Origin of the sequence: Paenibacillus jamilae (genome assembly GCF_050482105.1) — a bacterium.
GTDB lineage: Bacteria > Bacillota > Bacilli > Paenibacillales > Paenibacillaceae > Paenibacillus > Paenibacillus jamilae_B.
On sequence record NZ_JBCNHI010000011.1, the window covers coordinates 427,115 to 448,951 of the forward strand.

19 protein-coding genes and 1 riboswitch are annotated in these 21,837 nt (G+C 47.2%); of the genes, 18 read left to right on the forward strand and 1 reads right to left on the reverse strand.

Annotated features, from left to right (window positions below; translation table 11 throughout):
• The first annotated feature begins 157 nt into the window (after window positions 1-157).
• From ABEW32_RS09165 to ABEW32_RS09250, 18 genes are all read left to right on the forward strand, one after another.
• The gene (locus tag ABEW32_RS09165; RefSeq protein WP_013369812.1) at window positions 158-901 is read left to right on the forward strand and encodes a YveK family protein; all 744 of its coding nucleotides are present in this window, start codon (window positions 158-160) and stop codon (window positions 899-901) included.
• Entirely contained in the window at window positions 885-1,523 is a 639-nt protein-coding gene (locus ABEW32_RS09170) for a CpsD/CapB family tyrosine-protein kinase (RefSeq protein ID WP_430186741.1), read from the forward strand. Before ABEW32_RS09165 ends, ABEW32_RS09170 begins: the two co-directional genes overlap by 17 nt.
• 42 nt (window positions 1,524-1,565) lie before the next feature.
• On the forward strand, window positions 1,566-2,456 hold the full coding sequence (gene galU, locus ABEW32_RS09175) for a UTP--glucose-1-phosphate uridylyltransferase GalU (RefSeq protein ID WP_025364257.1): 891 nt from the start codon (window positions 1,566-1,568) through the stop codon (window positions 2,454-2,456).
• A 16-nt stretch (window positions 2,457-2,472) separates the two neighbouring features.
• Entirely contained in the window at window positions 2,473-3,171 is a 699-nt protein-coding gene (locus ABEW32_RS09180) for a sugar transferase (protein WP_430186743.1), read from the forward strand.
• A complete protein-coding gene (locus ABEW32_RS09185) occupies window positions 3,171-4,106 on the forward strand; it encodes a glycosyltransferase (RefSeq protein ID WP_430186745.1) in 936 nt (311 codons plus the stop codon). The genes ABEW32_RS09180 and ABEW32_RS09185 overlap by 1 nt, the downstream gene beginning before the upstream one ends.
• 10 nt (window positions 4,107-4,116) lie before the next feature.
• Complete coding sequence (locus ABEW32_RS09190; RefSeq protein WP_430186747.1) at window positions 4,117-5,454, forward strand: O-antigen ligase family protein; 1,338 nt, start codon at window positions 4,117-4,119, stop codon at window positions 5,452-5,454.
• Between the two features lie 4 nt (window positions 5,455-5,458).
• A complete protein-coding gene (locus ABEW32_RS09195) occupies window positions 5,459-6,229 on the forward strand; it encodes a WecB/TagA/CpsF family glycosyltransferase (protein WP_430186749.1) in 771 nt (256 codons plus the stop codon).
• A gap of 5 nt (window positions 6,230-6,234) precedes the next feature.
• Complete coding sequence (locus ABEW32_RS09200; RefSeq protein WP_430186751.1) at window positions 6,235-7,677, forward strand: O-antigen ligase family protein; 1,443 nt, start codon at window positions 6,235-6,237, stop codon at window positions 7,675-7,677.
• A gap of 5 nt (window positions 7,678-7,682) precedes the next feature.
• Window positions 7,683-9,062 (forward strand): lipopolysaccharide biosynthesis protein, encoded by a 1,380-nt coding sequence (locus tag ABEW32_RS09205; protein WP_430186753.1) that lies wholly within the window; start codon window positions 7,683-7,685, stop codon window positions 9,060-9,062.
• 22 nt (window positions 9,063-9,084) lie between these two features.
• On the forward strand, window positions 9,085-9,924 hold the full coding sequence (locus ABEW32_RS09210; protein WP_430186755.1) for a glycosyltransferase family 2 protein: 840 nt from the start codon (window positions 9,085-9,087) through the stop codon (window positions 9,922-9,924).
• Window positions 9,911-11,098 carry a glycosyltransferase family 4 protein gene (locus ABEW32_RS09215; protein ID WP_430186757.1) on the forward strand — a complete coding sequence of 396 codons (1,188 nt, stop codon included), beginning with the start codon at window positions 9,911-9,913 and terminating at the stop codon, window positions 11,096-11,098. Before ABEW32_RS09210 ends, ABEW32_RS09215 begins: the two co-directional genes overlap by 14 nt.
• A complete protein-coding gene (locus ABEW32_RS09220; protein ID WP_430186759.1) occupies window positions 11,095-12,243 on the forward strand; it encodes a glycosyltransferase family 4 protein in 1,149 nt (382 codons plus the stop codon). Before ABEW32_RS09215 ends, ABEW32_RS09220 begins: the two co-directional genes overlap by 4 nt.
• Before the next feature lie 28 nt (window positions 12,244-12,271).
• Entirely contained in the window at window positions 12,272-13,372 is a 1,101-nt protein-coding gene (locus tag ABEW32_RS09225) for a glycosyltransferase (RefSeq protein WP_430186761.1), read from the forward strand.
• Between the two features lie 5 nt (window positions 13,373-13,377).
• Window positions 13,378-14,706: a UDP-glucose dehydrogenase family protein gene (locus ABEW32_RS09230; protein WP_430186763.1), complete on the forward strand. Its 1,329-nt coding sequence runs from the start codon at window positions 13,378-13,380 to the stop codon at window positions 14,704-14,706.
• A gap of 642 nt (window positions 14,707-15,348) precedes the next feature.
• Window positions 15,349-16,725, forward strand: a complete 1,377-nt coding sequence (locus ABEW32_RS09235; RefSeq protein ID WP_430186765.1) for a sugar phosphate nucleotidyltransferase — start codon at window positions 15,349-15,351, stop codon at window positions 16,723-16,725.
• Window positions 16,726-16,881: 156 nt separating this feature from the next.
• Window positions 16,882-16,963: riboswitch (cyclic di-GMP riboswitch) on the forward strand.
• Between the two features lie 13 nt (window positions 16,964-16,976).
• Window positions 16,977-18,578, forward strand: a complete 1,602-nt coding sequence (locus tag ABEW32_RS09240; RefSeq protein ID WP_430187037.1) for a glycosyl hydrolase — start codon at window positions 16,977-16,979, stop codon at window positions 18,576-18,578.
• A 48-nt stretch (window positions 18,579-18,626) separates the two neighbouring features.
• On the forward strand, window positions 18,627-20,921 hold the full coding sequence (locus tag ABEW32_RS09245) for a hypothetical protein (protein ID WP_430187038.1): 2,295 nt from the start codon (window positions 18,627-18,629) through the stop codon (window positions 20,919-20,921).
• A 308-nt stretch (window positions 20,922-21,229) separates the two neighbouring features.
• Window positions 21,230-21,412 carry a hypothetical protein gene (locus ABEW32_RS09250; protein WP_430186767.1) on the forward strand — a complete coding sequence of 61 codons (183 nt, stop codon included), beginning with the start codon at window positions 21,230-21,232 and terminating at the stop codon, window positions 21,410-21,412.
• A 51-nt stretch (window positions 21,413-21,463) separates the two neighbouring features.
• On the opposite strand, the gene ABEW32_RS09255 is transcribed toward ABEW32_RS09250, so the two are convergent.
• Window positions 21,464-21,832, reverse strand: a complete 369-nt coding sequence (locus tag ABEW32_RS09255; protein WP_430186768.1) for a helix-turn-helix domain-containing protein — start codon at window positions 21,830-21,832, stop codon at window positions 21,464-21,466.
• Window positions 21,833-21,837 lie beyond the last annotated feature (5 nt).

Consider the following 21,837-nt stretch of genomic DNA (forward strand, 5'->3'; position numbering starts at 1 on the left):
ACAAAAGTATACCATGCCGTGTCCAAAAGTATACATCCCCCTTCCCCTGTAGTGAGGGAGAAAGTGCCGTCCGGTTCCATGTCGTCCATACAACGGATTGTTACAATTAGATCATACTTAAAATAAGAAGAGAAATCGTATGGGAGGGAGGATTTTTGTGGAGAAAACCATTTTGGATTATCTAGTCCTGATCAAAAAAAGATTGTGGCTGATTGCGATTTTTGTCATTCTCTCATGCGTAACAACTTACATTGTGAGCGACAATGTCGTAAAGCCAGTCTACTCCGCCTCAAGCCAACTGCTGGTGAATCATATTTCCGCCAAGCAGGGGAGTAACAATCTGAATGACGTCAACACAAGTCTTAATTTGGTGGAAAGCTACAAGCAAATTCTCACTTCGCCTAAAATTATGGACGCTGTGGTAGCGACTCATCCTGAGTTTAATTTGACGTCGCAAAAGCTGGCAGAGAAGCTGCAAATTAAATCCTCGGATAAAAGTCAGGTAATCGGCTTGACGTTTGAGGCAGGGAATTATCCCCAGGCCGCAGCGGTTGTAAACGCAGTAACCCAGAAATTCGTGCAGACGGTTCCGGGATTGATGGAATTAAATAATGTGAAAATTTTAAATGAAGCGGACCCGCAAGCCAATCCTGACCCGATTAATGGGAATCCGCTCATGAATATTGCGATTAGTTTTCTCGTATCGCTGATGATTGCGCTGGGCACGATTGTGTTCCTGGAAAGCATTAACGGCACGCTGCGCACGGAAAAAGAAGCGGATGCAGACATCGGCATTCCGGTAATTGCATCGATTCCCGTCATTCGCAAGAAGGACATCGATGGAGTGGCCGGAAATTCCAAAGAACGGGTAGGGGAGCGTAAATATGCTGCGATTGAATGACATGTTGATTACAGAAAGTAATCCATCATCGTATATCTCGGAATCATTTCGATCCCTCCGTACATACATCCGGCAGCAGGTGGTCGGGCAAAAGGACCGTGGGACGGTTCTTTTGTTAACCTCGCCGGAAAGCGGAGCGGGGAAAACAACACTGATTGCCAACATCGGAGTTTCCTTTGCCCAAGAAGGCAAGAAGGTGGCTCTGGTGGATTGCAATCTGCATAAACCAGCGCTGCACGAGATATTCGGAATGGAGAATGCCGGAGGTCTATCGGCTTATTTGCGCGGTGGGGCTTCTTCCAAATCTATCGTTAGACATGGTGGACTGGAGCTATCGGTTGTTCCTGGTGGGGACAGTCTATATAACGCGGCAGATCTGCTCGGTAGCGAACGCATGGCAGAGCTGTTGGAAGAACTCAAACGTGAATATGACATCATCTTGCTCGATTCGGCGCCAGCGCTGGATTATACGGATGCTCGCCTGATTGCAGGCTTGACGGATGGTGTGATTCTCGCTGCCAGACATGGCCGAACCAAACGGGAAGATCTACGCAAAACCAAGCAACTCATGGAGCAGGCCAGTGCGACGCTGGTTGGAATTGTGATGAATCAGGTGAAGTAAGCAACACCAAAATTCGATGAAGCAAGGAGAATGAGTGCGATGATGAAAAAAGTGAAGAAGGCCATTATTCCAGCAGCAGGTTTGGGAACGCGCTTCCTCCCTGCTACCAAAGCAATGCCTAAGGAAATGCTTCCGATTATCAATAAGCCCACGATTCAATATATCGTGGAGGAAGCCATTGCTTCCGGTATCGAGGACATTATTATCGTTACGGGTAAAGGTAAACGTGCCATTGAGGATCACTTTGACAACGCATTTGAACTGGAATCAAAACTGCTCGAGGACGGTAAGCTGAAGCTTCTGGAGGAAGTACAGCGTTCTTCGGGAGTAGAAATCCATTACATTCGCCAGAAAGAACCCAAAGGCCTTGGACATGCGGTATGGTGCGCAAGACGTTTTATCGGGGACGAGCCATTTGGTGTGCTGCTGGGCGATGATATTGTAACAGGTCAGAAACCTTGCCTGCGCCAACTGATGGACCAATATGAGGAAACACAAAACTCTGTTATTGGCGTGCAGCGGGTACCACAGGAATTCACGAACCGGTACGGCATCATTGAACCGGATCAGCAGGACGGACGATTGTACCGAGTAAATAACTTTATTGAAAAACCGGCTCCAGGCACAGCCCCATCCGATTTGGCTATTATGGGTCGTTATGTGTTCTCACCGAAAATTTTCAAATATCTTGATCTTCAGGAAAAAGGAGCTGGCGGCGAAATTCAGTTGACGGACGCAATCCAAAAGCTGAATCAGAGTGAACGTGTGTACGCCTATGACTTTGAAGGCACACGCTATGACGTAGGTGAACGTCTTGGATATATTTTAACCACTCTTGAATTTGCGCTTGCCAGCGATGATTTGAAGTATCCAGTGATGGAGGCCATGAATGAATGGCTGAAAAAGACCGAGAAAGCAACCACAGCGGGTTGAGAGGAGGTACGTCAGCATGAGCATGGAAAATTTACCGGAGGATGGCGAGGCTGTCATGTCAGGTAAAGCGTTTTACATGCCATACGGGAATACACAAATTCAGGATAAAACGTCCTACCTGGTCACAAAACGCCTCCTTGATATGCTGCTGTCTTTCGTGGGCTTAATCGTCTTGCTTCCACTTTTTGCAGTAGTGGGCATTTTGATTAAGCTCGAAGACCCAAAGGGAAGTGTATTTTTCAAGCAAATTCGGGTGGGCAAGAATGAGAAGTTGTTCAATATGTATAAATTCCGTTCAATGGTGTCCAATGCCGAGGAACTGAAAAAGGACTTGATGGAGCTGAATGAAGTGAGCGGCGCCATGTTCAAAATTAAGAACGATCCTCGGATCACGAAAATTGGCAGTTTTCTGCGCAAGACGAGTATTGATGAGATTCCGCAGCTATGGAATGTGTTGGTTGGAGACATGACTTTAGTCGGTCCGCGACCGCCGTTGCCTAGCGAGGTCGAACAATACTCTGATTATGACAAGCAGCGCCTGATTGTAACACCGGGGTGTACGGGTTACTGGCAGGTGAGCGCACGTAACAGTGTAGGCTTCGAAGAAATGGTGCAAATGGATTTGAAGTATATTCATGTTCGCAATACGTGGCTCGATCTGAAAATCATCATGAAAACAGGCGTTAAGATGCTGTTCTCGAAGGATGCTTACTGATGGATGCATTCAAGCGATTTCCCGCAGTGTCCGTTGTTATTTGCACCTATAACCGGGCGGACCTGCTGGAGAAAACGTTAATGTCTTTGCTGAAGCTGGAAGACCTTGCACTGGCTGAGATCATTGTGGTCGATAATCGTTCCACCGATCATACAGCAGCGACGATCAAAAGATTTACCGTTGCGCATGGTCAAGACATTCACCTTCGGTATCATTATGAGCGCGAACAAGGATTGTCTGCCGCTCGTAATGCGGGCATTACGTTATCAAAAGCAGACGTCATTGCTTTTCTGGATGATGATGCAATTCCGTGTGTTACATGGCTGCAAACAATTATGTCGGCCTTTGGCAACAATCCCGAGCTAACAGCTATGGGTGGGAAAATTGATCCTATGTTTGAGACGGAGCGGCCGAGCTGGTTGACAGGCCCGCTTGAACTGCCTTACACGATTATTGATCTGGGGAAATCCGTCTGTGAATATCCGGCGGGACTGAATCCGTTTGGAGCGAATATGGCTATGCGCAAAACGGCTTTCGCCGCCGTCATGTTCCCGCTCCACCTGGGTAGAAAGGGAGATATCCTATTATCTGGTGAGGAATCGTGGGTATTCGAGCAAATCCGTAAAAATGGTGGAACGATTATGTATCATCCGCACATGGCTGTAGAACATTTTGTTCCGGCTTCACGATTAACGAGAGAATGGATTCTGAACCGCTACTATTGCCAGGGCATGTCTAATGCTGCTCAGGCTGTTGGTCTACGCGGCAACGCAATGCTAATGGCGAAAGTGGCAGCTAAAGTGTTATACATCACGGTGGATTCCCTGCTGGCACGTACTGAGGGCAGGAAGCTGTTAAACCGGTGCAGGCTTGAAAATATCCGCGGAACGCTGGATACACTGCGCAACCGGAAAAGCGAGTCAGCTGCGGGGTGAAAAATTAAACATGAGTAACTATCCTTGGACTTCTAGAATAAATACCATACAGCATGTTTTTATTTTTCTACTGGGCGCTCTTGCTGTAGGAATAGCGGCTACCTATCAACCTGTGGTCAGTATTGCAGCGGTATGCTTGCTGCTTTTGTTGGCTGTTTCTATCCATCATCCTGAGCGCATTAGCTATGCAGTTTTGCTAAGCACAGCAGTCTCAGTCGATTCTCTGTATCAGGGCGGCGTGTTCGGCATTGAGATATTGTCATTGTACAAATTGGGCATTTTGGCTCTGCTAGTGCCGTGCATGCTCGTATATGGCATTCGTCTCAAGTTCAGCTATCCGGTCTGGGCATTGGTGATCATGCTGGGGATTACATTTGGATTTTCAGCATGGCTGCCTTTGTTAACGACCTCGATTGCCGTGAAGGCGTTCGTGGGACTTTCACTCCCCTTCTTTTTTTTACTGATTCAGTGGAAAAGGGATGTGGCAGAAAAGCATATTCGACTGATTAGTCTGTTGCCGATTATTAGTGTGGTCATTGGATTAGGCTTACAGGTTTTAGGGCTGCATTCGTTTACAGATGTGGAATTTACGGGCGCAGTCAGAGTACAAGGAGCGAATATACCGCCGCATTTGGCAATGCTCTCCTTTCTCGGAATTGCCGTCTCTCTGATTGAGGTCAAGCGCAAACCTAGGCAAGCTGCTTTTTATTACACGGTGTTGGCCCTGAACTTTCTAATCCTGATCGCCACCGGTACACGTGGGCCGATTCTGGCATTGCTATTAATGTTTGCTGTGTATCTGTTTGATATTGCCCGTCAGTACCTCAAGGGAAAAGTCAATTATTTGCTACCGCTGGCCGGATCGTTTTTGGTTGCTCTGGGGGCGGTGGCCCTACAATGGAACAATTTAAAAAAACGCTCCTTCGAACGGGAGACCGACACAGGCATTGACCTATCGGGACGCTCGGAGGCATGGGAATATTTTTTGAACAGAGTACATGATTACCCTTGGTCAGGCAGAGGTCTTGGCGCGGTAACGGTTGCGAACGACGGGACGTTATTCAATGGTTTTGTTGTACCGCATAACGAGTATATACGATTTTATTTTGATACCGGATATATCGGTTGCGGGCTATTAATGCTGTCATTACTGATCGTGTTCGCTCTTATTTACCGGTCACTTGCCAAGTCTATCAAACCTTATTTTGCAAGTTTAATTGCAGGTTTTCTGATCTACTCGTTTTCAGATAATACGTTGTCGACGGTTCAGATGATTATTCCGTTTTGCTGGTATTTGAACGCATTATACCAGACATCTACTCAAACCGATTTTCGCAAAGAGAAGTGATACGATGAGCAGAGTGAACATGTTCGATGTCAACTTTGATAATTACGATTTTAATGATCTACTCGAATTTATAGATACTTCTATTGAGCATCAGCGTCATTCCTACATTTTGACCTGTAATGTCGATCATGTGATCAAGCTTCGCAAGGATGATGAATTCCGCAAGGTTTATTCGGATGCCGGAGCTGTAGTGGCCGATGGTATGCCTATCATTTGGGCGTCCAAGTTACTGAAAAAGCCCCTCAAACAAAAGGTGTCAGGGTCCGACTTGTTCACCCGGCTTGGAGAGGCTTTTGAGGATCGAGGCTATCGATTATTTTTTCTGGGTGCAGCTGACGGTATTCCTGAGAAGGCTATGCTCAATCTCCAGGAATCCTATCCAAACATGAATGTAGTAGGCTGCTATTCTCCCTCTTATGGTTTTGAGAAAAACGAAGAGGAGAACAAATACATTATCCAGTTGCTTCAAGAGGCTCGCCCAGACATCGTTTTTGTAGGGGTAGGAGCACCGAAGCAGGAAAAATGGATCTACCGATATTATGAGACTTACCGTGCTCCAGTTTCGATTGGGGTGGGAGCGACCTTTGATTTCCTGTCGGGAAATGTAAAGAGAGCACCGGAGCTGATGCAGAAGACAGGATTTGAATGGTTTTGGAGGTTGTCTCAGGAGCCTAAACGATTGTGGAAAAGATATCTGATTGAGGATTCCCAATTCCTCGTTCTGCTGTTTAAAGAGATGTTCAAGCGGAAGCGGATGAAGGGAGGCCAGGGGTGAGAAACATGAGTCGGTTGGCAGATCAGCAGCTTTCCTTCTGGCTAGGAAATCGGCGTGGAATCGGCATGATCGGGCTTGGGGTGCTGGCTTGTATGCTGCCACTCGCCATCGGATTTGCCAGCGCCAAAATGAATCCCACCATGAGCCAGCAGGCGGCTATATTGCTGGCGATCGTTTTTCCGGCCTTCCTGCTGGCGATCTTGCAATCACGGCTTCTGATTCCTTACACACTGGTGGTGTGGGCAGTAGGCCCGGAAATCCGCCGTATTGCAGATTGGTTGGAGGGAACGTATCACTCGGTGTCCTTGCTGAGCGTGGCGCCGCTGCTAGTAAGCAGCATGTTGATTATTTCTGTGCTGCGGGGGATTCATCTGGCGGAAAAGCCATTAACCCGAATTGCTGTATTTTTTGGCATAGAATTGGCCTACGGAAGTGTGGTCGGGTTATTTAAAAATGGTATTGTTTTTGCTTATGATTTGGCCAACTATGTGGTCCCTTTGCTTCTATTGCCTTATCTTGCGATTAAGCCTATGAAAGCAAGGGAGCTGGACCGACTACTGTATTCATACGCCAACATCGCTGTTCTTGTAGCGATATACGGCATTATTCAGTACTTGACGGTGCCTCCTTGGGATGCATTTTGGATGAATCATGTGGAAATGAATTCCATTGGTGTGCCGGAACCGCTTCAAATCAGAGTATTTTCTTCCATGAACTCGCCCGGTCCATGCGCTATTTTCCTGGCAATGGCACTTGTACCGATGCTGATGGAAAAACGGTGGCGAGGCACTTTGGGATGGATTGGAATCCTGCTGACAGTCGTTTGTCTCTTGGTCACGCTCGTACGTTCAGCCTGGCTGATTGCATTCGTCATGTTGCTGGCTTATATTCTCAGCTCATCCTCCAAAGGAAAGTGGAAGACCCTGTTTCAACTGGCTATCGTCGGCCTTCTTCTCTACATCATCGTTCCAAAACTTCCGGGGGCAGAAGGTTTGGTGGCTCGCATGCAGACGTTGACAGATATTCAACAGGATCATTCGTATAACGAACGTTTGGATTTACTGCATACGATGCTTCCGGCGATTACTAGCAATCCGGTCGGGCAGGGGATCGGGAGTGTAGGAATCGGAACCAAGCTTGATAACGGCGGCGATCTCGGTGAACTTGGGATTATGGATAATGGATATATTGCCATTTTCCTCACCTTCGGTATTTGCGGAGCATTCTTTTTCTTCGGTGGTCTGTTCGTTATCATCAAGCGCCTTCTCGTCCGTATTGCCGAACGGAATTCCAGTCAGCCTTATATCAGACTGGCGTTGGCTACATGGGCCGGAGCTGTAGCCAGTCTCATATCGGATAATGGTTTTCCCGGTATGCGCGGCTATTTGATCTGGATGATGATCGGAATAGGACTATGGGCAAAAGACGTCATCGCGGAAAGAAGGTAAAGGCTGTGCAAAACTTACAAGCATTATCCGCACCTGTCCGGACACTATGGTCCACGGTGATTCGGTTTGCCAAAAGCAAGGATAACAGCTCTGCAGCAGTAAAAACGATGATATTCAGTATGCTGATTCTCGTTGTGAATATGCTGACTGGTGTGCTGACGGCACGATTCTTGGGTCCTACTGGACGCGGGGAACAGACAGCGATGGTGAACTGGTCCCAATTTCTTGCCTTCTGCATGAGCTTCGGTGTTCCGTCTGCATTGATTTACAATGCCAAAAGGAAGCCTGAGGAAACGGGCAAGCTGTATGGCTTGGCCTTGCTGCTGGCTACGGTGTTCGGGGGGATGGCGACACTCATCGGAGTATTTCTAATTCCTTATTGGCTGCGCTCTTTTTCTGCATCGGTCATACTTTTCGCGCAGTGCTCCATGATGATGTGTCCACTCATAGCGATTTCACAGATCAATAATGCGTTGCTTCAAGTTCGCTCGGAATATAAACAGTACAATTTATTCCGGTATCTGGTACCCCTAAGTACGCTGCTGGGTCTGGTAATTCTGATCCTGACGGGGACTATGAATCCGTACACCTCAGCATTAGCCTACTTACTGCCAGGCTTGCCGATCTATGTCGGCGTCACGATACGAATGATTCGGCTGTACAAACCGAAGGTGAAGAACAGCTGGACGCAATTTAAGAATCTCTTTACCTACGGTATGGGCTCATACGGGAATGATCTCATGGGGCAGGTGTCCACTTATATTGACCAGATTTTGATTGCGGGTCTGCTCAGGCCCGCTGACCTCGGTTTATATGCGGTAGCGGTCAGCCTGGCCCGGATGGTGAATGTATTTTCAACCTCAATCATTGTCGTACTGTTTCCCAAAGCCTCCGGTCTGGATAAGGAAGAGGCGGTGGCCATCACATTTCGGGCATTTCGAATCACTTCAACGGCAACCTTTTTGGCTGCGGTGATGTTAATGCTGATTGCTCCGTTCGTATTTACATTGTTATATGGCCAAGAGTTTAAACAAGCGCTTACGGTATTCCGGTTTCTAGTGCTCGAGGTTGCTATCAGTGGAGGTACCATGGTGTTGGCACAACAATTTATGGCGTTGGGTAAGCCCAAGCTGGTTACCATTCTACAGGGTGTCGGATTGGCGCTCGTCATTCCATTGCTGTCCATACTTGTGCCGAGATATGGATTGACGGGTGCAGGGATAGCAATGCTGTCTTCGGGGATTTTACGGTTCGTTTTCATTTTATGTAATGTTAAATTCGTTCTGAAAATGAAAATTCCAAGACTGCTTATTTCCAAACAAGATTTTCAATGGCTCCGATCAACGATGTCTCATTACATCCGGAAAAAGCCAGTTAACGGTTAGATTAAGAAGGAGGCACCCGCTAATGAACCACATGTCTAGCGTTCCCGCGGACAACCGGATATCCGTAGTTATTATCGCTCAGGATGATGGCATTCGAATAACAGCCGCCATTAAATCCTGCCAGCCCTTTGCGGACGATATCGTCGTCATTGACGGAGGGAGCAAGGACAATACGATTCAGGTAGCTGAATCATTGGGCTGTAGGGTGTTTTCTAACCCATGGCCCGGTTATGCCAAACAGCGCATGTTTGGTGTTGATAAAGCGGAATTTGATTGGATATTTCTGATTGATACAGACGAAGTAGTGGATGCAGAGTTGCTTGGTGAATTGTTGAAGGTAAAGGAGACACTTCACGATCCGGCCAAAGCCTATTCCGTATTTCGCATTGGTGATTTTCTCGGCAAATGGATGAACAAAGGCGAGTATTTGGTTCGTCTGTACAATCGGCAAATTTATGGCATTACGAATAGTCTCGTTCATGAAATGCCAGATGTAGCCTCCTCCCAGATTATTAATCTGGAGGGCGTGTTATGGCATTATGGCTTCCGTAGCATCAGCGATCATATGACCCGTTTTAACAAGTATACGGATCTGGAAGCAGAGACGGCATTTAACAAAGGGAGATCCTTTCGGATTACCAGACTGTTGTGGAGGCCTCCCGCCCGCTTTGTACAGAAGTATTTTGTTCAAGGTTTATACCGCAAGGGATTGGCGGGTTTTGCCGTAGCGGTTTTCTGGGTGATGTATGAGTTCCTCGTCTGCTTCAAGCATTATGAGTTAACCAAACGGCGAAAAAAGATAGAAATCGTGGATGACGGACAGACCGAGCAGAAAGGAGAAACCAGCTATGTCGTACAATAACGGATTTCGTATTGCGGCAACGGGGCTTAGCTGGCCTTCCTTGCAGCCAGGAGGGCTCAACACATATTTTAAATCCATCTGTGAGCAGCTTACGTTAGATCACAATACGCTGGATGCTCTAATCTGTAGTGATGAGCAGCCACAGACGCAAAGCCGTGTTCGAATTCATTCGATTGGCAGCAAACAGCAATCCATCTGGAAGCGCAGAGATCTGATGCAAAAATATGCAGCAGAGCTGTTCGACAAGCAACCGGTCGATGTGCTGTATTCCCACTTTGCACCCTATAGTGTCGGACCGGCACTGGAGGCGAAAAAAAGAGGAATCCCTGTCGTTACCACTTTCCACGGACCTTGGACGGAGGAAATGAAAATTGAGGGACAGGGAATTAAGCATTTTCTAAAAACGACGTTGGCCAGATCCATCGAAATGAAGGCTTATGGCCTGGCGGATAAATTTATAGTGCTAAGCGAGACTTTTCGGGATATTTTGCACGAGCACTATAAAGTACCACTTAGCAAAATTCATGTTATCCCCGGTGCGGCGAATGTAGAAAGGTTCCATCCGGCAGAGGATCAGGAGGCCGTACGGAAGCGGCTGAATTTGCCGCAAAATGCGACGATTGTGCTAACTGTTCGTCGTCTTGTTAATCGCATGGGACTGCTACAGCTGCTTGAAGCATGGCGACGTGTAACCGAGCGACACCCCGATCATCTGCTGCTAATTGGTGGGAAGGGCCCCTTGATGGAGGAATTGGCTTCCAAGGTGGCGGAATACAACCTTCATAACCAGGTAAGGCTGCTTGGTTATGTGTCGGATGAGGAGCTGCCCCTGTACCATCAAGCATCGAATTTGTTCGTTGTGCCAACACAGGCGCTAGAGGGTTTTGGTCTGATCACAGTCGAGGCGATGGCCTCGGGACTACCCGTGCTGGCTACTCCGGTAGGCGGCAACAAGGAAATTTTAAGAGGATTCCGTCCTGAGCTTTTATTTCAGGGAACGGACAGTGAAGCCATTGCTGCAGGGCTGCTGCGTGTGCTGGATCATCGTGAACTTCTACCAAATGCACGGGAATGCCGGGACCATGTCTTGAGCAGATACACATGGGGACATGTAGCGGAGCAGGTGGAAGAAGTGTTCCGGCAGGTCCTTGACAGAAAGGCGGCGGCGAAATGATGAGAGTAGCTTATATTGACCATACGGCAAGATGGAGCGGCGGTGAAGTCGCTTTGTATAACATCCTGACGAATATCGGAGAACATATCGACCCGCTCGTTATTTTGGCGGAGGAGGGCGATTTGGCGGATCGACTTCGGCAGCGCGATATTGATGTGCGCATCGTTCCACTAGATGATTGGATTCGCAATCGGGGACGGAATGCCGTTAATCTGGGTGCGCCTGCAGCAGCCTTTCGCTTGCTGGCTTACGGCAGAAAACTCGCGCCGTTGCTGCGTGAGGAAAAAGTCGTGTGTGTACACACGAACTCGCTCAAGTCTGCACTGTATGGTGCAGTAGCCGCCAAATCAGCGAAGCTGCCATTAATCTGGCATATCCGTGACCACATCGGTCCGCCTTATCTGAAGCCGATTGTAGCCAAAGGGATTCGGCTGATGTCCCGCTTTTTGCCCAACGGAGTGATTGCCAATTCCAAATCTACGCTAAGTGCATTGGAATTACCCCCGGACAAAAAGACGCTCGTCGTCTACTCCGCTTTTGCCAAAGCGATTACGGCTCGTGATTCGGCTGCACATTTGCGTGGCGATGACTCGTTTAACGTCGTATTGGTTGGCAGATTGGCGGAATGGAAGGGACAACATATTTTACTGGAAGCGGCCCGCTCTTTTTTACCAGATCAGCGTGTGAAATTCTGGCTGGCTGGAGATGCGTTGTTCGGAGAAGAGGAATACAAGCAACGATTGGAATCCACGATGCGCGAATACGGGTTGACCAACGTCAATTTGATGGGACACGTCGATGACATCCAGGGTCTGATGCAGCGCTGTGATTTGCTCATTCATACCTCCATTACACCGGAACCATTCGGTCAGGTCATTATTGAGGGTATGGCCGCAGGTTTGCCCGTGATCGCTTCAAACGAAGGTGGTCCCAAGGAAACGGTAGTACCCAATGAAACCGGGCTGCTCATTGAACCGGGAGACCCAGCCAAGCTGGAAGAAGCCATCCGCTGGATGCTGGAGCATCCACAGGAACGTCAGCAGATGGGTGAGAAAGGGATGGAACGGGTCAAGAAGCATTTTGTCATCGAGAACACTGTTAAGGATATAGTTCATTACTATAAGGGTTTGTTGGCAGGAGTCTGACCGACATTCGCGTTAAAGGATGATTCAGATGAAAATAGCGATAGCACATGATTACTTAATCCAAATGGGCGGAGCGGAAAGGGTAGTGGAGGTATTCCATGATATGTATCCGGAGGCTCCCATCTTCACAACAGTGTTCAGCGATGAGCGTCTGTCGCGTAACTTGAAGGATGCGGATATTAGAGCCACTTGGCTACAAAACATCCCAGGAGTGAAGTCCAACTTCAAAGGAGTGCTGCCGCTGTATCCCATCGCTATCCGTGATTTTGATTTTAGGGATTTCGACATTGTTTTAAGCTCCAGCAGCGCATTTATGAAAAGCATCCAGGTACCCAAGCATACGTTTCACATTTGTTACTGCCACACACCGATGCGGTTTGCCTGGGATTACGATACATATATGGCCCGGCAGTCCAAATCCAACCTGCTCAAAAATATGCTCAAGCTGTACATGAACAGGCTGAAAACATGGGATGCCAAAACTTCTCGCAACGTAGACCAGTTTGTCGCCAATTCTTCTGTCGTCAAGCGGAGAATTCTGCACTATTACCAACGGGAGGCAGATGTTATTTTCCCTCCTATCAATACATCTCGTTTTAAACGTGCTACAAGCATCGGTGACTATTATTTGATCGTATCCCGATTGGTGTCCTACAAGCGCATTGATCTTGCGATCGAGGCATTCAAACGGAACGGTCTCAAGCTGCGCATCGTTGGTGAAGGACCGGATCGTAAACGACTCGAAGCCATGGCTGCCCCGAACATTGAGTTCCTCGGCAGACTTGAGGACGAAGAGGTTAACAAGCTGATGGCGGAATGTCGGGCGCTCGTTTTTCCAGGGGAAGAGGATTTTGGTATTACGCCTTTGGAGGCGAATGCGGCCGGACGGCCAGTTATCGCTTTTCAGGGCGGGGGAGCGCTGGATACGATTGTTCCTCATGTGAACGGCGTATTTTTCCGCAAGCATCAAGTAGACGATGTGCTGGAGGCCGTCGCAAAGGTCGAGCAACATGCATGGAATGTGGACGATATCATTACCCATGCTCGCAAATTTGATGAAGATAACTTCAAGGATCAATTGAAAAAGTATGTAGAACAAGCCTATGTGAACTTTCTAAAAGGAGGATGAACGGAATGAAGCTGGCTGTAATCGGTACTGGATACGTTGGGCTCGTCTCGGGTGTATGTTTTGCGCAAAAAGGTAATGAGGTAATTTGTGTCGATCTGGAGCAGTACAAAATCGATATGTTGAACCGTGCGGAATCTCCGATTTATGAACCAGGTATTGAAGAATTGATCGCGTTGAATCTAGAAGCTGGTCGTTTGGAGTTCACCTCGGATTTGGCTGACGCGGTACGTCGATCGGATGTTGTCATTTTAGCGGTAGGTACACCTTCACTGGCTAACGGCGAGGCGAATTTGTCTTACATTGAACAGGCGGCCGCTGATGTCGGGAAAGCTATGAATGGGTACAAGATTATTATGACCAAGAGTACCGTACCTGTCGGAACGAACGAAAAGATTAAGGATGTAGTGGCTCGTCATACGAGTCTGTCTTTCGATATTGTATCTGCGCCAGAGTTCCTGAGAGAAGGTTCGGCCATCAATGATACGCTTCATCCGGATCGCATCATTATTGGTTTGGACAATACAGGATTGCGTGAGACGATGGTCACCCTGCATCAGGTATTCACAGATAAAATCTATGTCACGGATATCCGCAGTGCTGAAATGATCAAATATGCCTCTAATGCGTTTCTGGCAACTAAAATTTCGTTTATTAACGAGATTGCTAATATTTGTGAAAAGGTTGGTGCGGACGTTACTTGCGTGGCTGAAGGTATGGGCATGGATAAACGGATCGGTTCCTCTTTCCTGCAAGCAGGGATCGGATACGGTGGCTCTTGCTTCCCGAAAGATACGAATGCGCTCATCCAAATTGCGGGTAATGTAGACTATGAATTTAAGTTGTTAAAATCAGTGGTCGAGGTGAATACCGACCAGCGCTTTATGATTGTATCCAAGCTGCGTGAATCGCTGGGTCAGCTAAACGGCGTATCGATTGGCATTTGGGGCCTCGCCTTCAAGCCCAATACAGATGACATCCGCGAAGCACCAGCCTTGGAAATCGTAGAAACGCTCATTCAGGCAGGAGCTATTGTCAAGCTGTATGATCCGATTGCAATGGATAAATTCAAGGAGCGCGTGGATCATCCGAATATTGTATGGTGCTCCTCCCCGCAGCAAGCCGCCGAAAAAAGCGATGCTGTGTGCCTGCTGACGGATTGGGAAGAGTTCAAAAAAGTTGACCTCGTGCAACTGGGCTCCATTCTACACAAGCCTGTTCTGATCGACGGTCGTAACGTATTCACCGAGGAACAGATTCAAGGCTCTGGACTGGAATACTACTCCGTGGGTCGTCCGCGGATGAGTGGGTGGAACAGAGATAAAGTGGAAGCTTAAAAAGGACTGTAGTGGTGGGGGAGGCGCTGCGCGTGCAGATTGTTCTTCCGATTGCTGTTATCCCCGGATTTTCTGGATTGTATAAAACATTCAAAGGTTAAAATCCGGGGATAAAGGCAAACGCTGACGCTTCTTCAGAACAATTCTGCCCGCTCCGCTGCTTTTATCGCACAGAGTCACGATTTTTAATCTCCCATCTTAGGGGATGGGAGTAGGAAGGTCGGATCAGAAGGAGCGGCACGGTTGAAGCCGCTCCTTCTGATCAAGGACGCCATTGCGGTTGTTGAGAGGTAATCTTGGCAAGGCGTTAAGAATCCTTGATTACTTGGAGTTTGCAAGCACAGCAGGTAAACGCCAAGCGTGAGATTTTTACAGGCTGACCGGACTTAATAATGTCCGGTCGTGCCTTTTGCACCACAAGGTATGATCGATATGATGCATTTTTGAGTAGCGCAGGAATGGATTTGAATCTGGAGAAGCGGAGCGGTCGCCTTTGACTTGGGATTCTTACATATAAATGTCTTACACAATCCGAAGAATCCCACGGCAACAGCGATCGTAAGATCAAATGCATTTCGTAGCGGGTAGTCAATTCATCATCAGAACGATCACCCAACCAATATAGAGAGGAAGTGGAGAGTTATGAAGCTCGTACTTTTGTCTGGTGGTTCCGGTAAAAGATTATGGCCGTTATCTAACGATTCCCGTTCCAAACAATTTTTGAAGGTACTGGAGAGCCCGGAAGGGATTTCGGAATCCATGGTGCAGCGGGTATGGAGACAATTGGGAGACAACGAATTATCTGAATCCTCGTTTATTGCAACAGGGAGAGCGCAGGTCGAAATGATCCAGAGCCAAATCGGATCGGATACGCGCATCATTGTTGAGCCGGAACGCAGAGATACCTTTCCTGCGATTGCACTGACAGCGACTTATCTATATTCCATTGCGGGTGTTTCGCCTGATGAAATTATAGCTATATTGCCTGTAGATCCATACGTAGAGGATGCTTTCTTTGCTTCTGTAGCCCAATTGGAACATACACTTCAGGAAAGTGAAGGCAAGCTTGCATTAATTGGGGTTGTCCCTTCCTATCCTTCAGAGAAATACGGTTATATTATTCCGAAAAACGATGCCACTAAAGGTAGCACAGGCTATCGCGAAGTGAGCCATTTTCAAGAGAAACCCGACCGGGAGCAGGCGGAGCGTCTAATGGAACGCAATGCTCTATGGAACTGCGGGGTTTTTGCATTCAAATTAAGCTATTTGCTGGATATCCTGGCGTCCAAGGGTCTGCCGCTGAATTATGAAGAAATGCAAAAGCAATACGCGTCTCTGGAAAAAATCAGCTTTGACTACGAGGTAGTCGAGAAGGAAAAAGACATTGTTGTTCTTCCATACGATGGTTTCTGGAAGGATCTAGGCACCTGGAATACACTTACAGAAGAGATGTCTCATCAGCAAGTGGGTAGAGGGGTAGTTACGGAGGATTGTGTCAATACAAGTCTTATTAATGAACTGGACATTCCTGTGGCGATCATTGGAACAAATGATCTGATTGTAGCCGCGAGCCCAGACGGTATTCTTGTGACCAATAAGGCAGAAAGCCCACGCATCAAGGAAGTGCTCAAGGCTCATGATCAGCGTCCAATGTATGAAGAACGTCGTTGGGGACAGTATCGAGTTGTGGACTATGTAAAATATGACGAGGGTAATGAGGTACTGACCAAACGCATCCGCGTACGTAAAGGTAAAAATATCAGCTACCAGCTTCACTTCAAACGAAGCGAAATCTGGACTATTATAAGCGGCGAAGCGGAAATTATTCTGAATGAGAAGCTGCACAAAGTGAAGGCCGGTGACGTGGTCCGTATCCCTGAAGGGACGAAGCATAGTATTTTGGCTGTGACGGATGTGGATTTGATTGAAGTGCAGACTGGCTCTGAGTTGGTTGAAGAGGATATTGTACGCTTTTGCATGGATTGGAATGAAATTTCTCGTCATCAATTTATCTCATAATTATTTTCGTAAAAACGTAAAAAAAGAAGATTTGATGAAAAGTCATAGCCCAAACTGTCGAAATTGGGCGAAAACCTGTAAATTCATGAACATGACCTATTAAATTTTGGTAAAAAAAAGTCGATACTTAGGTTAAGAAGGAATCCAAACTCCTTCCAACGATAAACGCAACCCTGTCGAAAGGCAGGTACGCAAAGCTAAAGGGCCTTCCCGTAAGGATGGCAGCCTGGCTACCGAAAGGAAGAGCAAAAGTGAGATTCAATTTTATTCCTCTGTATCGACTGATACGTCATGTCCTCCCCGTTGTTATGCTTTTTTCTTTGTTGCCCGTCGGATTTGGTGATTCTCTGTCTGTGGTAAATGCCGCTTCATTACAACCTGTAAATTCGGACGCTTCTACTCAGGCCCGTGAACTATACAATTATTTACTCAGCATCTCTGGAAAAAAAACAGTCACCGGTCAGCATGATTATTTGGAAAGTCCAGATGAATTGAGCAACAAGATCCAAAAAATCAGCCAGGCGTATGTCGGTCTACACGGCTATGAGATGGGAGCCATCTCTGGTCAATCTGACACTGTAGAAGCAGCACAACGCAAAAATGTCGTCGATAGCGCTATTCGTTGGAGCAGATCCGGTGGTATTGTGACGATGACTTTTCATGAAGCACTGCCGGGAAGACCGCTGACTTGGGCCAATGTGCAGGCAAAAGTAAGCCAGGCAGAGTTCAATAAATACGTGACGCCAGGCACTACGCAATATAACCTCCTTATTGCCGATCTGGATAAGGTCGCTGTATCGTTGAAGCAGCTTCGTGATGCAGGGGTTCCAGTATTGTGGAGACCTTACCACGAAATGAATGGCGATTGGTTCTGGTGGGGCAACAAAAATAATTTCAATCAGCTATGGAATATCATGTACGATCGTTTTGTAAACACACATCAATTGAACAATCTGCTGTGGGTGTGGAGTCCCAATGCTCCCAATTCCTACACTGTCCCGTACACCCCGAAATATCCGGGGGATGACAAAGTGGATATTTTGGCAGTAGACATTTACAACAATGATTTTAAGCAAAGTCATTATGATGGATTGCTTGGGTTGGCACGGAATAAGCCGATTGCCATTGGGGAGCACGGGGAGATGCCTAGTTCTGAGGTGTTGCAGGCTCAGCCGAAATGGGTGTATTCCATGACTTGGGGCAAGATGCTGACCGAAAATAACACAACCAATCAAATACAAGATTATATGAATGATTCGAAGAGTTTGACACGGGATGATGTGAAAAATGGGCTGGCAGCAATTCAACAACCGGGGACAGATGTACCGACCTTACCGGATGAGGGGCAAAGTGAGCCTATCCCGGTTCCGCCAGTAGTGATCGTGCCCCCAGCTCCGGCCCCTCCTTCCGTGCCTGATACGGTATATGTGAACGGGCTGCGGGGTGAATATTTCAACAATATGGATTTGAACGGCAGTCCTGTATTGACCCGTACAGATAGCAAGTTGGATTACAACTGGCGCGCCGCTGCTGCTGATCCAAAGGTAAATGCCGATCAGTTCTCAGTTCGCTGGACAGGTAAAATCAAACCACAATACAGCGAGACCTATACGTTCACAACCATATCCGATGACGGTATTCGTGTATGGGTAGACGGCAAGTTGGTGATTGACAGTTGGTTCAAACAAAGCTGGACAGAGCGAAAAGGCAGTATTGCTTTGGAAGCAGGTAAAATGGTAGATCTAAAAGTGGAATACTATGATGAAAAAGGCGACGCAATGGCACGTCTGATGTGGGAAAGTCAGCATGAAGCGAAAGCGGTGGTTCCCGGAAACGCTTTGTTTCTTCCTTGATAGATACTCTTTCCCGGTCAAAAATTTTGAGGAGAGAGGGTGTATCGTATAATGAAAAAATGGTTGACCCATAGGTATACGGTCGTATTATCCGGACTACTAGGTGTCGCAGCTATAGCCATGATCGCTTGGTTATTATACATGCCTTCAAAAAGCGTAGAATTGCAGTCGGATCAGGTAGCGGCGGCCAGTCCAGTATGGAAGCTGGGTCAGAGGGATGACTCTTCAGCGGAATTCAAAGGAGTTGTCGGTAGGGATAATATCGATATTTCTGCAGCAGCAGCTTCTGCCGAATCCTCTGCTAAAGGAACATTGTCGGCAATGTCAGTAGCAGAAAATTCAACAGTTCCGGTATTGCTCAGCAGTGGAGATATCCCTCCCGGTTTGAATGCATCCACGAATCCTGAATTGACACTCCAGTATAAGCTGAATCAGATTCCTCCCAATGGTATGATATTCCGCGTTCGGATTTTGGATGCGGGCAAAGCTGTGCCGCAGATGGCTGTTTTTTCAAATCATCAGCTGTCCGGAATTATTCAGATTGCCGGGGTATCCGGTACTGGAAGTACCTATAATTTCAAAAATAACTACGAGCTGTATATTCCCAAAGAACAATTGCAAAGCGGTGTTAACGTACTCAAGCTAAAGACAGCGCGCTGCCTATACTGCTCCTCTGCAGAAGATAAAAATGTGTGGTGGACTTGGGATGACTTGAGCTTGGAGACGTTAGCTTCCCCTGCGACCGAACCGGTACATGGTAAATATATACTGACTGGTACGAATGTAAACAATAAAGAATTTTATTATGATCAGGGTGCAGTTAAGCATCTGCCATACGTGCTCAAATGGCTGGGAATTGCCTATAGCGGCAACGTCATGAGGGTCACCTGTGCCAGTAATGTGGGCAAGGCATGCACAGACGTGGATGATTACTATCAAACGTTGAAGCAGTATAATATGCAATCGTCTGCTTTGTATCTATATACAGGTGATATTAAGCTGCAAAAAGATGGTACTCTGCCAGAGACGGCCAAGCAAAAGCTGCGCGATTATGTAAAAAAATATGGTTCATACCTTCAATATTATGAAGTAGATAATGAGCCTGGATTGTTTAACCGTTCTAAGGCAGTAGACCTAGCTGTGGCTAAGTGGTTGAATACGGAAGGCAAGCAATTGGCACCGCATCTCAAAACCGTAGCGCCGGGCTGGGCCTACTGGCCGACATATTCTACCAAGGCGTGCAAAAATCAAACCGGAGGTACGCAGAAATGCGGTGATCCAGATGGATGGGAACGGGACCCAGCGCAGCGTAAACAGTTGGAAGAAGTCACCGACCTGACCAACGGACACGCCTATGGTGAATCGTATATTGAAGAGGGCGGAGGCAGCTTCGTTCAAAATTTGAGAACCTTTGGTGGTTCGAGCGACGGACTGGCGAAAAAGATGCTAAATACGGAGTTCGGTACTAATGATACGCATCGAGATAATCCCGATTACGGAGCTAGTCAGCCACAAGCTGCCGCATTCGATCGGATTATGCGTTCGCAAATTGGGTTTGCCGACATGTTTATCCAGCATGCTGCTTTTTATAAGGATTACACGCTGTTTAAAACAGGCTTTGATCTGCAAAATCACAACCCTGCTAACACGGAAATTTATCCGTTTGGGCAAGGACAGGACACTCGCGTTAAGATCATGAGACGCTTGAGTCTAGCCTATGCCACGCATGGTAAACCGCTGACTTATACCCTACTGAATCCAGAGGATACCAAGGATAAGATGGTGTATGTTCGCGCGGTCGATACGTCCAAGCTTAAACCGTTGGCAGGTAGCGGCGCTACCTCGAACAAATTGCTGGTGAACCTAGTGAATTTCGAATCCACCACGCAGACAGTTCGCGTACGGGTGACGATGCCAAAAGCTGGTTTGTACACAGGGGAACGCTTTGGAGCGGGTTCTACCTACAGTCAGGCACAGCGTTCCATATCAGGACTGAAGGCTTCTCCTGCCCTTGATTTTGAAGAAAAGCTGGGGCCTGGCGAATCGGTACAATATATTTTGGAATTAAAAAGTACAGATCAGACCGCAGCTATTGCCCCAACGGGGGTTAAAGCAGCCTCTACTCAAGACGGAGCGGTCAAGATTAATTGGCTCCAAGCAGAAGGCGTATCCTCCTATGATGTGCTGCGTGCTGACCGGACTGACGGTGCCTACCAGGTGATTGCCTCGCAAGTAGTAGGAAGCACCTATACGGACCGCACGGTCAAAGACGGAGATCATTACTTTTACAAAGTCCGAGCGACCGGAGGTACTCAGGTTTCTCAGGCAGTCGAGGTCGCTTAAACACACTGGATGCATATAGGACCTTACCTAATGAATATCTAACATCATTTCGGAAAAAAACAAAAAAGAACCTATCAGGAAAAAATAGGACCTGACAGGTTCTTTTTTATTTGTAAATCGTTCTGAATTGCCAATACTTTACGTATAATGGAGAAAAAAATAAGAAAATCCTTTTATATTCTCGTCATAAGACGACAACATTGCAGCTATGTATTCATATATAATAGTTTTGTTCATGACTATACATACATGGTTTGTAAGGAATTTCTTTCCGGTGACCAAGAATAATAAAGTGAGGTTAATGCTGAATGAATAAGGAAACAGAATTAGGGGAGAACAGTCCTCTTATTCAAAACAACGCACGAAAAGCAGGCAAAGCGGCTATCCACTTGGACATACGGAACATTTTGCTCCAATGTGGGATCACGACACCGGAATGGCTGAATGGCGATGCAGATGACACCAAGTGTCGGAAGGACAAGCGCATGTAAATTTCAGTTGCTGGTCCTACTTGATCCAAGCACCGAGCAGCAGCGCTTTCATTATTCCATCATTCGTTCCATTCGAACAAACGCGATAAAGCGCTTGGCTTCTTCCTCAGTCAAGGTGCGTCCGTCAATCGTCAGGTTAAAACGTTGCAGAATATCCTCGTCGGACAGTTCAAGCTGATCCACAAATTCCCTCACATCTGAATCTAATATGGCTGTCGGCTGGCTCGTACGTCCCACCAAATAATCGATGGTTACCCCGAAAATATCAGCGAGCTTGGTCAGGATCTCAAAGTCTGGCTTGCGTCTATTTTTTTCATAGTGAGAAAGAGCCGCCCGCGTAATTCCGAGGGATTGTGCTAATTCCTCTTGTTTTAATCCCTTATGTTCTCGTAATTCAGCGATGCGGGTTCCATAATTCATCTGTT